Annotated in this window: 9 protein-coding genes; 4 read left to right on the top strand and 5 right to left on the bottom strand. The window is 53.2% G+C overall.

What is annotated here, in order from left to right; translation table 11 throughout:
• Nucleotides 1–86 precede the first annotated feature (86 nt).
• Nucleotides 87–962: a methyltransferase domain-containing protein gene (locus BC440_RS19220; protein WP_247643611.1), complete on the bottom strand. Its 876-nt coding sequence runs from the start codon at nucleotides 960–962 to the stop codon at nucleotides 87–89.
• A 119-nt stretch (nucleotides 963–1,081) separates the two neighbouring features.
• Here BC440_RS19220 and BC440_RS19215 point away from each other — a divergent pair, with 119 nt between their 5' ends.
• Entirely contained in the window at nucleotides 1,082–4,867 is a 3,786-nt protein-coding gene (locus tag BC440_RS19215) for an NACHT domain-containing protein (RefSeq protein WP_139192149.1), read from the top strand.
• Between the two features lie 49 nt (nucleotides 4,868–4,916).
• Here BC440_RS19215 and BC440_RS19210 read toward each other — a convergent pair whose 3' ends face one another.
• The gene (locus tag BC440_RS19210; protein ID WP_083379444.1) at nucleotides 4,917–5,534 is read right to left on the bottom strand and encodes a superoxide dismutase family protein; all 618 of its coding nucleotides are present in this window, start codon (nucleotides 5,532–5,534) and stop codon (nucleotides 4,917–4,919) included.
• A gap of 389 nt (nucleotides 5,535–5,923) precedes the next feature.
• Between BC440_RS19210 and BC440_RS19205 the strand changes: the two genes are divergently transcribed.
• A complete protein-coding gene (locus BC440_RS19205; RefSeq protein WP_071241001.1) occupies nucleotides 5,924–7,324 on the top strand; it encodes a hypothetical protein in 1,401 nt (466 codons plus the stop codon).
• Nucleotides 7,325–7,392: 68 nt separating this feature from the next.
• On the opposite strand, the gene BC440_RS19200 is transcribed toward BC440_RS19205, so the two are convergent.
• The gene (locus BC440_RS19200) at nucleotides 7,393–8,067 is read right to left on the bottom strand and encodes a DUF5610 domain-containing protein (RefSeq protein WP_071241000.1); all 675 of its coding nucleotides are present in this window, start codon (nucleotides 8,065–8,067) and stop codon (nucleotides 7,393–7,395) included.
• 386 nt (nucleotides 8,068–8,453) lie between these two features.
• Between BC440_RS19200 and BC440_RS19195 the strand changes: the two genes are divergently transcribed.
• Complete coding sequence (locus BC440_RS19195) at nucleotides 8,454–11,456, top strand: class I tRNA ligase family protein (RefSeq protein WP_071240999.1); 3,003 nt, start codon at nucleotides 8,454–8,456, stop codon at nucleotides 11,454–11,456.
• Between the two features lie 84 nt (nucleotides 11,457–11,540).
• Here the strand turns inward: BC440_RS19195 and BC440_RS19190 are convergent, their stop codons facing one another.
• On the bottom strand, nucleotides 11,541–12,266 hold the full coding sequence (locus BC440_RS19190; protein WP_071240998.1) for a transporter substrate-binding domain-containing protein: 726 nt from the start codon (nucleotides 12,264–12,266) through the stop codon (nucleotides 11,541–11,543).
• Nucleotides 12,267–12,505: 239 nt separating this feature from the next.
• Between BC440_RS19190 and BC440_RS19185 the strand changes: the two genes are divergently transcribed.
• Nucleotides 12,506–13,795: a nucleotide sugar dehydrogenase gene (locus tag BC440_RS19185; RefSeq protein ID WP_071240997.1), complete on the top strand. Its 1,290-nt coding sequence runs from the start codon at nucleotides 12,506–12,508 to the stop codon at nucleotides 13,793–13,795.
• A gap of 12 nt (nucleotides 13,796–13,807) precedes the next feature.
• Here the strand turns inward: BC440_RS19185 and BC440_RS19180 are convergent, their stop codons facing one another.
• The gene (locus BC440_RS19180) at nucleotides 13,808–14,173 is read right to left on the bottom strand and encodes an MmcQ/YjbR family DNA-binding protein (protein ID WP_071240996.1); all 366 of its coding nucleotides are present in this window, start codon (nucleotides 14,171–14,173) and stop codon (nucleotides 13,808–13,810) included.
• Nucleotides 14,174–14,231 lie beyond the last annotated feature (58 nt).

The raw sequence follows: 14,231 nt of genomic DNA, 5'->3' as shown, positions 1-14,231 counted from the left end.
GGGAAGGAAACATCCCTTCCAAGGCGCGCGGTTTGACACGAAGATTTGTGGAAATCAAGGGAAAAACGCCGCTTTTGGGGGTGTTCTTACCCCTTCACCCCGGCAAGTACATGAAAACAAATCGGAACCTGAAAATGCCCATCCGCTACATAAGGACGGAGCGCTTCGAACATCGCGGCGTCAATCGCCCCGCGTTCCGCATCCGTGGCGGCGCGTAATTGCGGCCCAAACAGCATTTCCATCTGCGGCTTCCAGAATGCCGCGCGTTCCGGGATGCGCCCGGCGGGATTATGGGTGGTGATTGTGACATCACCAAACCCGGCGCGGATCATGCGCGAAGTCGCCAACGTGGGATCGGCAAAACCAAACAGGTCAAGCCCCGCATCGGCAAACCCGGTCCCCAGCATATTGCCTAGAACCCCATCCATGGCGGCAAATAACGGATTATCGACCAGCGGCGCCCAGAGCATGAAAGCCGCCCGGCCACCGGCACGCAAAACCCGGCTGGCATCATGAAGCGCGGCATCGGGATCATGGCAGAACATCACGCCAAACCGGCACGAAACCGCATCCATCGTGCCCGTTCCAAAGGGCAGCTTTTCCATGTCGGCGGCAACCACCGACAGATTGCCAATCCCCTCCGCCCCGGAGCGTTCGGCCAGACCGGCACACATGTCCGGCACGATGTCGGATGCGATCACTTGGCCGTGCAGGCCTAGCTCGTCCTCACCTGCCAGCATCCGCGCAATCCCGAATGCTGGCTCCCCGACCCCGGACGCCAGATCAAGCACGGCCAGTCCCCGCTCATCGGCGGCATGCGCCAAAACCGGCAGATCAAGTGCTTCGATCAGATGCCGGTTGATCTTCTGTGCTGCGGGGGCGAGTTGATCCGCCCAGTTCAGCCAGTCTGAGGAGAGGTGGTGCCAGGTTTCACTTGCAACCTCAATAGTCAGTGCTGTCAAGCTCTCCTCCTATCAGTGGCAAGAATTTGGTTTTGATTTTGTTCTATAGTTGTTTTTTTGAACGGAGGCAGCCTATAGTTGAGTTTGTAGATTGTAATATAGAATTCATTGAGGGCGGTATGGAATTTAACTACGAAGTTTTGGGCGATGATGGCTTTCAAAAACTAGCTCAATCACTGTTAGTTAAAGAGTTTCCAAATGTTCAATGCTTCCCTGTTGGTGAGCAGGATGGTGGGCGTGATGCCTTGCAATGGATTTGGCTAGATGAAGACCAAGAGTTTATTGTTTACCAAGTAAAATTTAACAAGAACTATCATTCAAAGGCCTCTCGCTCAGTGATTGTTGACACAATAAAAACTGAGCTTAGTAAAATCAAAAAACTAAGTGACCTAGGGGCAATACGTTACGTTCTGATTACGAATGTTGCCGGCACCGGTGCTCTTGGTGTTGGTGCTATTGATAAAGCCAACAAGGAGTTTTCGCAGGCTTTGGGGATGCCAGCTCAAGTCTGGTGGCGTGATGACATCGATGCTCGCATTCGTTCTGATGTCGACATGAAGTGGTCTTTCCCCCAAATGCTTAAGGCCACAGATTTGCTTCCGATACTACTTTCTGGGTTTGACGAAGAAAACGTATCGATAGCTATAAAGGGGTACATGAATACCCAGTATGCCGCTGAGAAAGATGTCAAATTCAAGCAAGTAGAGATGAGGCATGGTCTACTTGATCTATATGTAGACCTCCCAATTGGCCAGAAGTCTTCCCCAAAGTTCCGTCTTTCTCACAAGAGAGTTACAAGTAAAATATATAATATCAGAGCCTTTCAGAAGGAATATAGTTTTGAAAATACCATTTTAGATGGAGATTCTGAAGGTAATCAAGATCAAGACCGGATACCGGGCGATGTGGCCGCCGCTAAAATACTCTCTTGGGATGTCCCAAACAAAGGAGGATTTCTGGTGCTTGAGGGCGCCCCGGGTCAAGGAAAATCGACTGTAACTCAATATATTAGCCAAGTTAACCGTTTAAGCCTTCTGAGCAAGGCTGATGATCTGAGAAAACTTAGTGCTGATCACGTGAACATGCCCATTCGGGTGCCCTTTCGTATCGATTTAAGGGACTTCGCGACTTGGGTGAATGGGTCGCATCCGTATGCAAAAAATAAGGAGCACTTACAAAGTGAAGTTTCCTTAAATGGATCGCTAGAAACATTCTTGGCGATGCAAATATCATGGTTCTCAGGAGGTCATAGTGTCGATGTAAGTCAATTGCATCGTTTTTTGCGGCGATCTCATTGTTTGTTCGTGTTGGATGGTTTTGATGAGATCGCTGATATCCCAACAAGAGCATTGGTCGTTGAAAGAATCTGTGAGGCCGCAGAGAGATTGGGGGATTTGTGTCTCACTGCTTTGGTGATTGTTACCAGTCGTCCTGCTGCATTCGCCAATTCACCGGGGTTTCCGGAAGACAGTTGGACGCATCTGGAGTTACGTGACCTGCGGTCTTCGGATGTTGAGAAATATCGGGATAAATGGAGCCGCGCACAGCGACTATCGCCTGATGAGTATTCCGCTCTAACCGAGACTTTGGCGGAGAAGCTTCAGTATTCGCATCTTCAAGAACTTGCACGAAATCCGATGCAATTGGCGATACTATTACATCTTATCCATATTCAGGGGCCTGCATTACCAGACAAAAGAACAAGTCTGTATGACAAATATATTGAATTGTTTTTTAATAGAGAGGCTGAGAAGTCAGGTGTTATTAGAACGCACCGAGATCTTATATTGGGTATACATGGATTTGTTGCGTGGACAATACAAGTTCAGACAGAGAGGGGAGAAAGTTCTGGTAGTGTGAGTGCTAAAGAACTGAGAAGTATAGTTGATAGGTATCTAAAGGAAGGAGAGCATGAAGACTGTTCCCTAGATGATCTTCTTATCGGAATGGTTGAACGGGTGGTCGCTCTTGTATCCCGTGTCGAAGGGACGTATGAATTCGAAGTTCAACCAATTCGCGAGTATTTTGCTGCGAAATTCCTTTATTCAACCGCAGCTTATTCTCCTGTTGGCGAAGTTAAAAGGGGTACAAGGCCAGAGCGACTTGATGCTTTGGCTAGAAGTTTCTATTGGACAAACGTAACACGATTCTTTTGTGGGTTCTATGATATTGGTGAACTTCCCGCGTTAGTTCAGGGGCTGGTCCAGCTTTCAGAGGACGCTGATTATTCTCTAATAAACCACTCACGTTCTCTGGCTCTTATGCTTCTTTCTGATTGGGTATTTTCTCAATCCCCTCGCAGCACTCGCCAAATAATAGAATTTATAACTGAGTGTCCTGGGTTTTATCGTTTAGGTGATTATGGGCGTATTACTAGGCGTGGGAGGTCGCGATATAGTTTTAACCTTCCTGATGCTTCTGGCCAAAAGAGGATGGTTGAGAAGTGTTTGGAATTGTTAAGAAATGAAAGAAATTTTGAAAAGAGAAACTTTATCTGTTCTGCCATATCCAAATCATCTGTGGATAATGATGTTATAGATTCTTGGATGTGTACTTTGTATAGTAGCGATTTTGTGAATTTTGTTCCTGAATCTAATAGTATTGGTGTCGAAGGTAATCTAAGTATTGAAAATGTTTTATCTGTATTTGAATTTAATAAAGAGGCGGCAATAAGGTATTTGTCTTTTTATGGAAGATTTGGTGATATTTTAAATAGAGAAATTCTTTTTAATGCTTATTTTGATATGTGCATGTCGGCATCTTATGGTGGAATCAGAGATAAGAAAGGTTCGGGTAATTTATACTTTGACGTGATTTCTGATATATTTGATATTAGATTGTATTATTACAGGATTTCTGGTGATAAAGATGGGTTTATGCTGGGACGGTTTAGATTCCCAGAATCTGTTAGTAGTTTTATTTCTGATTCTGTCGATACTTCATCGCCTGAATATGTTGTAAGGACGAAAGGTTTTCTAAAGTCCTGCGCATCTTTATCAGTAGATCAAAATTTAGATTGGCAACACAGTCTCTCACCTTGGAGAGAATTGGTTGATATTGGACTTTCTCATTACCCGAATGCAAGCTTTTTCAAGCATCTCGCATTGATGTCTTCGGGCGTAAGATCGACAAAAGAAAAGGGATTTTGGGGTCGAAAAGGTTGGAGGTTTGATGAAGGAATAGTGGATCGGTTACGATATGCACGTCTAAAGTCATCTGCTTCCAAATGGTGGGCTGAGGAAATTTCTAAAGAGCTTGATACCGAAGAAGCATATTTGTGTTTGGTGACTTGTTTAATTTGGTCAAGTGGCCGTGTCTTGTCTGAGATACATAAGCTAATCGAAGAAAAGATTGATTCGATGGGGCCTTCTTTCTGGCACCTAATACGAACAAAAATGCATCGAGCTATCCATAACGCTGGGCCAGCCGTTTCTAAGCTATTAGCTAAGGACGTTCTCAATTTCGCCAAATCAGGATCTCATAAGGTAAGTTTTCTTCTGGTTGGCAGAATTAGGCGCGGTTCATCAGTAGATAGCGTGTATAAATATTTATCTACAACAGGTTTGGATTGTGGTGGCTCAGTTTTGAGGTTGGCAATTCGGTGCGAATTATATGGTGCATCAGATTTGCAAGGATTGTCGACAGTCAGCAAGAACCCAAATTGGGATAACGTCCTTCTTTTATCGAAAAGGCTTGTAGATATCGGCTTTTATGGTCGTGTTCTATTCCCTGTGGGGGGAGGACTTAAAATTCCGGATCCTATCGCTACAATTTTGTTGCGTGATTCGGGCGAACATCTACCCGAACTAGTTGAAGCTGCTGAAAGAAGTTTATCATTAGTGATTGCATCTAAGGCAAAATTGGTTGCCGAAGTTGCCGATGAGGATAATTGGTCATGGTTTTGACGCATAGGAGCTATCCAGATCGAGATAGAATTTTATCTGTCATCATGACTTATTGAATCACCGCACAAGCAATCCGGTCTCCGGCATCGCCTGAGGGCTGGGATTTATAGTCGTCCGCACCGGCATGGATGACGACGGCCCTGCCGTGGATGTCGGTTTCGCTGCTGCCGTCAAAGCGCACGGCGTTATTGAGGATCTGGGCGTAAAGTTCGCCCTTGTCATTGACATACTGGTTCATCATGTCGCCCGCATGCGGGCCGTCGGCAAATTCGTGGCCGTGGGATTTTTGCATCGGGTTGAAATGGCCACCAGCCGATTTAAAGCCGCGCTGCGCATCGCATTCGCCGTTTTCATGGATATGAAACGCCACCCACTGACCGGGCGGGAGGTCGGTAAGTGCGATCTTCAGGATCGCAGCATCCGGCACGCCATTGACCGACAGCGTCCCGATTTCCTTACCATCCGTATTGATAAAGTTTGATTTGGCTTCCTCGCCCGCCTTGGCATGGCCGGGGACAAGCGCCATCGCAGCACCAAGGGCAAGCAGGGCCGCCGTGGTGGCCGCAGTTGCCAGTGCCGTGCGGCGGGTGTCGCTGGCATCGGTGGCTGCGGCGGGGATGGCGGCAGTACGTGATTTGGAGCGGCAGATGTTTTCGCGATGGAACATGGGAAATCCTCTGCTGTTGCGGGCGGGTCAGTGGGCGGCATGGTGCAGGTTTGGCCGTTCTTTGAAAACCTGTCTTTGTAAAACCGGTGGGACCGGGTTTTGTTCCGTAAATCTTTGACCTGTTGGTTGAATTGCGGCCGGAGTATTGGCGGGGTTTGAGGCTATTTTGTGGGACGATGGGGTCGATCCCGCGTGGGAGCGCGGGGCGGCATGGACTCCCGCCTTCGCGGGAGTGACGAAAGGGGAGCGGGGAGTTCGGGAGTGATTGTGACGACGGCAAGTGCATGAGGGAAAGGCCGCCGTCACAAGGGCGGGTCTGGGAGCGTCAGGTTTGAGGCGGCGCGGGCCGCCGTATCACGGCATAACCAGACGGAGTGCAGGCGCAGACCATGGCAGAGGAGAATGACCGGCAATCTTCGGGGGCTCCGGCACGGCCGCCGTTATCTGGTGCATCTGGCAGCGGCGTAGGCGCAAAAGGATTGGGAGATCTGATCCGGCGTGCTCTGTTTGGCCGGGTTTTATATGTTCGCGGGGCGGCGATTTTGGGCTCTGTCATGCTAATCGGGTTGGTGGTGGTTTTGTATGTCGGGTTTGTCGTGACCCTGTTCGCCGGATTTACCGCCGATATCCAGCGTGAGCTTCTGAGCCGCGAGCTTGAGCTAAGCTCGCCCGGCGATCTGGAGCGGCTGGTGTTTCAGGGCTATCACGAGGCGCAGCTTAAGGGCGATATCCATGCGATGCGCACCGAAATCAGGATGCTTGACGCAAGCGCGCTTGCCGCCGCCCGGCACGGATTGGCCCTGCGCCAGGATGCGATTGCCGCGTGGCGGGCGGCGTTTGATCTTTATGCCGGATTGGGGGCGGTGGTGGCCGAACAACCGGGCAGGTTCGACCCGGACTTTCGCATGGCTTATCTTGGGGCGCTTAATCAGGCGTTCGCCTTTCTGGCGCAAAGCGATTTCAGTGCCGAGGACGGGCGACCATCGCCCGATAATGCGCGCACCGACGAGGGCAAGGAGGTGATTGCCAACCTGGATAATGCCCTGTCGCAGATGGCGCTGGCCCCCGGGGTAAACGAGGACTTTGCGACCGATATCCGCACCCGGATTGAGGCGATCAAAAATGCGGTGATGAGCTTTGGCGAGAAGGCGGCGCGCGCCCAGGTGGCCTGGGCCAATATCACCGCCGAACAGGCGCAGGCCGACCGGCTGCGCGCCAGCCTGAGTGCGGAGCTTGCCGATCTTAGAGAAGAACATGCCGCCCTTTGGGCGGACGAGGATGCGACAGATGAGGGCGGACGACGGTCGCTGGTCGCCCTGTTTCAGCAGCCGCTTGGCGGGGTATTGTCGCTTTTGCTTCAGATGCCTGGGATCGTGCTTACGCTTTTGGTGACGGTGGCGGCGGGCGGCCTTGGCTCCGTCGTCAGCTTTACGCGTCGCTATCGCCGGGTTGGGGTGGCGGATGTGGCGGACAGGGATGAGGATGGGGCAGAGGTGGCGGTGGTGGCACCCGAAACCGGCTTTGCCGCCGCAGGCCACCTGATGGTGATGACGGGGGAGGGGATTGCGGCCGCCATCGCGATTTTCCTGTTTACCGAGGCCGGGATGCTGATGGTGACCCAAGGTGGCCCGGACGGATCGGGCAATATCGAAATCAGCGCGTTCCTTGTGACCTTCATGGCGTTTGTCTCGGGCTTCATGGCCGAGGATGCGTTTAACAAGATACAGGATGCCGGACGGAAGCTGTTTCGCGTTGGCGGCGATGACGGGCCGGGGGCGGCGGGGATGTGAGGGCGCAAAACAAAACCGGCAGGGGATGTGCCTGCCGGTTTGGATGGGTGAGGCTATGATCGCGAAGATCAGATCGCGGAAGTGCCGTAACGCGGGGCGTTACGCTGCGCATTGGTGCCAGCCTCGGCATAGGCCTGACTTGCCTGTGCGGTCTGGGTGATCTGCGACTGGAGCACCTGCTCATCGCGTTCCGGCGTTGTATCGGCCGCTTCCTTGGCCGGGCTGCTTTCAAACAGTTCGGTCAGGCGGGCTTCGATGGATTTCAAGCCTTCATTCAGGCGGTCTTCGGTTTCGTTGATATTGCCATTGATCGTGTCATTGAGCGCGCCAAGACCGTCAAGGAAGTCGCGGGCCTGTTCCAGACCCTTGGCGATGCCCTCGCTGGCCTGATCAAAAATCTCGCGGGCTTCTTCGGGGCTGCTGGCGTTCGAAGCGATCAGATCACCGACACGGGCCAGAATACGATCAGCAACCGCTTCGGGGGTGTAATCGGTGGGATCGACGCCCTGGATCGACAGGCCGGTCGAAGACAGGCTTTCATTGATTGCCGAAACGATCTGATCGGCCGAAAGAAGATTGCCTGACTCAGAGGACAGCGAAACCGAGGTCGCGCTGGAGAAGGCGGAGGCAATAGAATTGTTCGACCCGGATTTCGAGTCGTCATTACCGGGCAGGTAAGACTGCGCGCTGCGGCTTGAGCCGTTTGCTGCCTGCGATGTCAGTCCGCCGATGGTGATATCCATGCCGTCCTCCCTGGACGCGGGTTGTAGGTGTATAAGTCCTTGATCGGGCTTGATACACGGTGATTTCCTGATGGCCTGCGCGGGCACCTTCTTGGTGCGGATCGCGCGCCGGAAGTCTTTACGTGCTGTTAATATCGCACAATCAGGGCGAAAAGGCCATAGCCAGTTATATAGGTCCGGTTGGGCGATGTGCAAACCCGCCATGCGTGATACGCGGGTTTTCGGGCTTGCATCCGGGCCGGTTGTGGCGGTTATCCTGCACTCTGATATTGCAACAGGGGCCAAGCCCGATTATTGAACAGGGTTTGGTTAATCAGAATTGATGATCCGGATCGTGTCGAGGTTTACTCCGCATCCGGTATTTTGAGCTTAGGAGCTGTTTGACGGTGGCGAACTATCAGGAAAGTGCGCGCGAATTTGAAAAGCGCTGGCAGGATTACTGGCGGGAAAACGATACCTATCGTACCCCCAATCCGGGCGATGCCGATTTCGACGCCGCCAAAAAGAAAAAAGTCATCCTCGATATGTTTCCCTATCCAAGCGGTGTCGGCCTTCATATCGGTCATCCGCTGGGCTATATCGCCACCGACGTCAAGGCACGGTTTGAACGCATGCGCGGCTTTAACGTGCTGCATTCCATGGGATTTGATGCGTTTGGCCTGCCGGCCGAACAGTTCGCGATCCAGACCGGCCAGCATCCGCGCATCACCACCGAAGCCAATATCGAAAACATGCTGCGCCAGTTGCAGGTGATCGGCCTTGGCCATGATCCGCATCGTCGCTTTGCCTCGACCGATGTCGATTATTACAAATGGACGCAGTGGATTTTCCTTCAGCTTTTCAACAGCTTCTATGATCCGACCGTCGAATGGAAAGGCCCGCAGGGGCAGACCATCACCGGGCGGGCCCGCCCGATTGCCGAGCTTCGCGGGCTGCTTGAAAGCGGGGAATGGCTGTTGGACGAGGACGGCGTGCCACAGCCGAAATCCGTCATTGGTGAGGGCACGAAGGCAGAAGGCAAAGAGATCGCCCGCGCGATTGATCGTGGGCGTCTGGCCTATGTCGATGAGGTTCCGGTCAACTGGTGCCCGATGCTGGGTACGGTCCTGTCGAACGAGGAAGTCACCAACGAAGGCAAGTCCGAACGCGGTGATTACCCGGTTTACAAGCGCCCGCTGAAACAGTGGATGTTGCGGATTACCGATTATGCCGATCGTCTGGTGGGCGACCTTGAAGGGCTTGACTGGCCCAACGGCGTTGTCGAGATGCAGAAAGGCTGGATCGGTCGTTCGGTCGGCGCGCGGGTCAATTTCCCGGTGGCACTTGCCGGTGGCGGCAAGAACAAGATCGCGGTTTATACCACGCGTCCCGATACGATTTTTGGCGCGACCTATATGGTGCTCGCCCCCGAACATCCATTGGTCGATGCGCTGACCTCAGCCGATCAGAAGGATGCGGTTGCTGCCTATCGCGCCGAGGTCAAATTGGCCGGTCCGGTATCGTCCAAGGACGAAGCCAACCGCGAAAAGACCGGCGTGTTTATCGGGGCTTATGCGACCAATCCGGCCAATGGGCAGCAGATCCCGGTCTGGATTGCCGACTATGTCCTGATGGGATATGGCACCGGTGCGATCATGGCGGTCCCGGCGGGTGATCAGCGCGATTTCGAATTTGCCCATAAATTCGGCCTGCCGATTGTCGCCACCACCAAACCGTCGGAAAGCTGGCTTCGGGCCAATGCACCGGATGATGCGGCCGATCTTGACGATGCGGCATTGCTGGCGCGCTATGAAACCGCACCGGGCGATTTCAAAATCGCGCAGACCGATGTGGGTGATACGATCAATTCCGCCAATGACGAGGTCAGCCTGAACGGGCTTTCGACCCCGGATGCCAAGGCGAAAATCATTGAATGGTTGGAAACCAAGAACATTGGCCGTGGTCGGGTGCAGTATAAGCTGCGTGACTGGCTGTTCTCGCGCCAGCGTTATTGGGGCGAACCGTTCCCCGTGCTGTTTGATCAGGAAACCGGACAGGTGCATGGCGTGGCCGAGGCAGCCCTGCCCGTCGTCCTGCCGGAAATGACCGATTTCAAACCGCAATCGAACGAAGACCCGAATTCCGAACCAGAACCGCCGCTGGCGCGTGCCAAGGAATGGATGGAAGTCACAGGGATCGTGCTTTCCGATGGTTCGGTCCTGCCGGTGGATGCGGCGGTGGGGTCGACCCACAGCCATGCCGGTGCGGATTACGAAGTGCGTTCGTTCCGTCGTGATGCGAACTCGATGCCGAACTGGGCCGGGTCGTGCTGGTATTATCTGCGTTATTTCGATGCCAATAATGATCAGGCCTTTGCATCGGATGCGACAGCGGCCTATTGGGCCAATACTACCGATGACAATGGCAATGCCAAGCCCGGCGCGGTTGACCTTTATGTCGGCGGGGCGGAACATGCGGTGCTGCATCTGTTGTATTCGCGTTTCTGGCACAAGGTGCTGTTTGACCTTGGCTATGTCGCCACACCCGAACCGTTCCAGAAGCTGTTCAACCAGGGCATGATCACGGCCGATGCCTATACCGACGCGCGCGGCGTTTATGTCGACATCCATGATGTTGAAATGCGCGATGTTGACGGCAAAAAGCAGCCGTTCAATGCCAAGACGGACGAGGCACTGATCACCGTTCCGGGCAAAATGGGCAAGCGGTATAAAAACGGCATCCCGCCGGAAGAAATTTGCGATCAGTATACGATTGATACCTTCCGGACGTACGAGATGTATATGGGGCCGCTTGACAGCTCCAAACCGTGGCAGTCCGATGCGATTGTCGGCATGATGCGTTTCCTGTCCAATGTCTGGAAGGTCGCAACCCAGATGGAACGCACAAGCGACGTCGATGGCAAGATCGAAACGCTTTTGCATAAAACCATCGCCAAGGTGACCAACGACATCGCTGAATTGCGGCTGAATACTGCGATTGCGGCATTGATCGAACTGACCAACGCCATGACCCGCCAGAATGCGGTGCATGACGATCATGTTCGTGCGCTTGCCCTGATGGTCGCGCCCTTTGCGCCGCATCTGGGCGAAGAGCTTATGAGCCGTATGGCAGAGGCCGAATTTGGTTCCAAAAAATCGGTGATCAAGTTTGACTGGCCGGTATTTGATGCAGAAAAGGCCAAGGACGACGAATTTGAAGTCCCGGTTCAGGTCAATGGCAAAAAACGCGGCTCGATCATGGTGGCGGCGGATGCCGATCAGGCAACGGTCGAGGCAATGGCAAAGACCGATGAAAATGTCGCCCGCCATCTTGAAGGCATGCAGATCGTCAAGGTGATCTATATCGCCAAGCCAACCCCGAAACTGATCAATATCGTGGTCAAGGGGTAAGCCCAGCCTTAAGCGACAATGATGATGAAACGGGGTGCGTCAGATATGGCGCACCCCGTTTGGCATGCGGGGATCGTTGGCTGTTTAGCGGGTGGAACCCGGAAGTGAGGGGAGGCAGTCGTTACGCCAGCTTTCAGGTGGCAGATCACGTTCGAGCACGGAAATATCGGGTAAAACGTCGCTTCGTCCGAAAATTCCCGCCAGCGTTCCGTCACACAGCATGTCGTAAACAGCCCGGTTAAATATGGCGCGATTTTCAATACCTTCGCGGTTGGCCTGAAACAGGGAAAAGACATTTTCCGTTGTGAGCGGGATGTCGAGAGTATCGATAACCCCGGCAAGTCCGAGCTGATCGCGAATGTGAAACCCCGAAGACCTCTCGATGATGGCAGCATCAAGCCGGTTGTTGGCAATCATGCTCAGTAAGGAATGGTCGCTGGGAACCCGTTCGAAATCGACATCCTGACGATTGGTGATGGCGGGTGGATAATGATAGGCCGAAAGCCCGACCCGCAATCCGGCCAGACCGTCGGGTGAGGTGATCGCGTTCTGACCAAATTGGCCCGGTTTGTAGAAAATCAGATTCTCGCGCAGGTAATACGGCACGGATGCCAGCGAAACCGGTAATTCGCTAAGCGACGGGAAGGCACCCAAGGCATCGTATTCGCCGACAATAAAGGACTGTACCGCTCGGCGGGGTGGTAGAATATCAATGATGATTTCCTGACCGGTTCGCGCGGCCACTTCTTCATACATGCGAATGAATGTCCCACGCGCCGGACTTTCGGCCATCATCGGGATATAAGGCATTACAACGCTTATGCGCGCAGCTCCTGCCCGGCCTGTGGCGGGCATTCCAGCAACAAGACAAAACAGGAAAAGGCAAATCAGATAGGGGATTTTATGCATGGATAACAGTCTGATTTCGGATGCTTGCAGGGTAGCACATATTTTTTGATTGCCTAAACCGGATGCTGTTCCGTCTTTTATTGACGATTGTATGTGTGCTGGCTAGAAGTCAGGCAGAATTCAATTTCAAGGGTTGAGCAATGAGCCACGGTCGCAAGATTTCGGTTATCGGTCTGGGATATGTCGGTTTGCCTGTAGCGGTGGCCTTCGGGACGGAGATCGGCGGAACAGTCGCGTTTGATATCAACAAGTCGCGCATTTCGCAGCTTAAGGCAGGGCATGACGCAACCGGCGAGGTTGATGATCCTGAACTGGCAGCCGCCGATTTGCTGCTGAGTGATAATCCCGAAGATTTGCGTCAGGCCGATTTCCATATCGTGACTGTGCCGACCCCGATTGACAAATCAAACCGTCCTGACCTGTCGCCGTTGCGATCTGCATCGAAAACGGTTGGTGCAATCCTTAAGAAGGGCGACATCGTTGTTTATGAAAGCACGGTTTATCCGGGCGCGACCGAGGAAGAATGCGTGCCGATCCTGGAGCAGCTTTCGGGGTTGAAGGCGGGGATCGATTTCACGGTGGGTTATTCGCCTGAACGCATCAATCCTGGAGACCGCGAACATCGCTTTACCACCATAACCAAGGTTGTGTCGGGGCAGACGCCCGAAACGCTTGAAATCGTTGCGGCGGTTTATGGATCTGTCGTCAAGGCTGGGGTCCACAAGGCACCGACGATCAAGGCCGCGGAGGCCGCCAAGGTGATTGAAAATACCCAGCGCGATCTGAATATTGCGTTGATGAACGAACTGTCGCTGATCTTTGATCGGGCGGGTATCGATACCCGTGATGTTCTGGATGCCGCGGGCACCAAATGGAACTTCCTGCGCTTTACGCCCGGCCTTGTCGGCGGGCATTGCATCGGGGTTGATCCCTATTACCTGACCCACAAATCAGAGGAACTTGGTTATTACCCGCAGGTGGTTCTGGCCGGTCGTCGGGTTAATGACGGCATGGGCGAGGTTGTCGCAAATAAGGTCATTCGGGCGTTGTTGCGCGAAGGAGCGACCAAGAACCCGACTGTGACGGTGCTTGGCCTGACCTTTAAGGAAAACGTGCCCGACATTCGAAATACGCGCGTGATCGATATCATCCGCTCGCTCGAAGATGCCGGGATAAATGTTCAGGTCCATGATCATCATGCCGATACCGAGGAAGTTCTGCATGAATTCGATGGTCTGAAATTGTGTGGTGATGCCGACCTGAAACCGGCGGATGCCGTCGTGCTGGCGGTGTCACACCGGGAATATGTTGCCAAGGGTTGGCCGCTAGTGGAGGGGCTTTTGAAGGATGGCACCGGCTTCGTTGCCGATGTGCGCGCCATTCTGCCGCGTGACGACGTGCCCGCAGGCATCGACCTTTGGCGGTTGTAAAAGCCGCGCCGTTTATTCCTGATACAGATTAAGCTCGCGCTGCATCTTTTTGGTCAGGCCGCGCGAGACGATTTTGTGGGATTCTGCCAAATGGTCACGCAGGTTCGCATCATCAAGTCCCGGTGCGTCATAATGCTGGATCCATTTCATCCCGCGCGAGGCAAGATACGGGGCAGGGCGCAAACCGGGTTGTTCCTTTAAAACCTCGTAGGCGATGTCGGATACCTTGAAGGTAATGCCAAGCGTATGGCCCTTGGTCCAGCCGCCAATCGCAAAAACCTTGCCGCCGACTTTCCAGACATCCGCCCCGCCCCATTGCACGACATGCGTTGTCACGGGCAGCGATTGGCAAAATGCGTTGAATTCATCGCGGGTCATGACGGTATCTTTCACGATTGAGGCTTGCTGGATATTTGGGCAGACGTGGTTAAAGAGA

Source organism: Thalassospira sp. MIT1004 (assembly GCF_001858545.1).
Classification (GTDB): Bacteria; Pseudomonadota; Alphaproteobacteria; order Rhodospirillales; family Thalassospiraceae; genus Thalassospira; species Thalassospira xiamenensis.
The sequence above is the reverse complement of the archived record's forward strand: the minus strand, read 5'-3'. Positions and strand labels throughout refer to the sequence as shown.

Bases quoted from the DNA above. Each gene is read 5' to 3' on its own strand.
- BC440_RS19200 (WP_071241000.1), bottom strand. From the start codon at position 8,067: ATGGATATCACCATCGGCGGACTGACATCGCAGGCAGCAAACGGCTCA.
- BC440_RS19215 (WP_139192149.1), top strand. From the start codon at position 1,082: ATGGAATTTAACTACGAAGTTTTGGGCGATGATGGCTTTCAAAAACTA.
- BC440_RS19190 (WP_071240998.1), bottom strand. From the start codon at position 12,266: ATGCCTTATATCCCGATGATGGCCGAAAGTCCGGCGCGTGGGACATTC.
- BC440_RS19185 (WP_071240997.1), top strand. From the start codon at position 12,506: ATGAGCCACGGTCGCAAGATTTCGGTTATCGGTCTGGGATATGTCGGT.
- BC440_RS19210 (WP_083379444.1), bottom strand. From the start codon at position 5,534: ATGTTCCATCGCGAAAACATCTGCCGCTCCAAATCACGTACTGCCGCC.
- BC440_RS19205 (WP_071241001.1), top strand. From the start codon at position 5,924: ATGGCAGAGGAGAATGACCGGCAATCTTCGGGGGCTCCGGCACGGCCG.
- BC440_RS19180 (WP_071240996.1), bottom strand. From the start codon at position 14,173: ATGACCCGCGATGAATTCAACGCATTTTGCCAATCGCTGCCCGTGACA.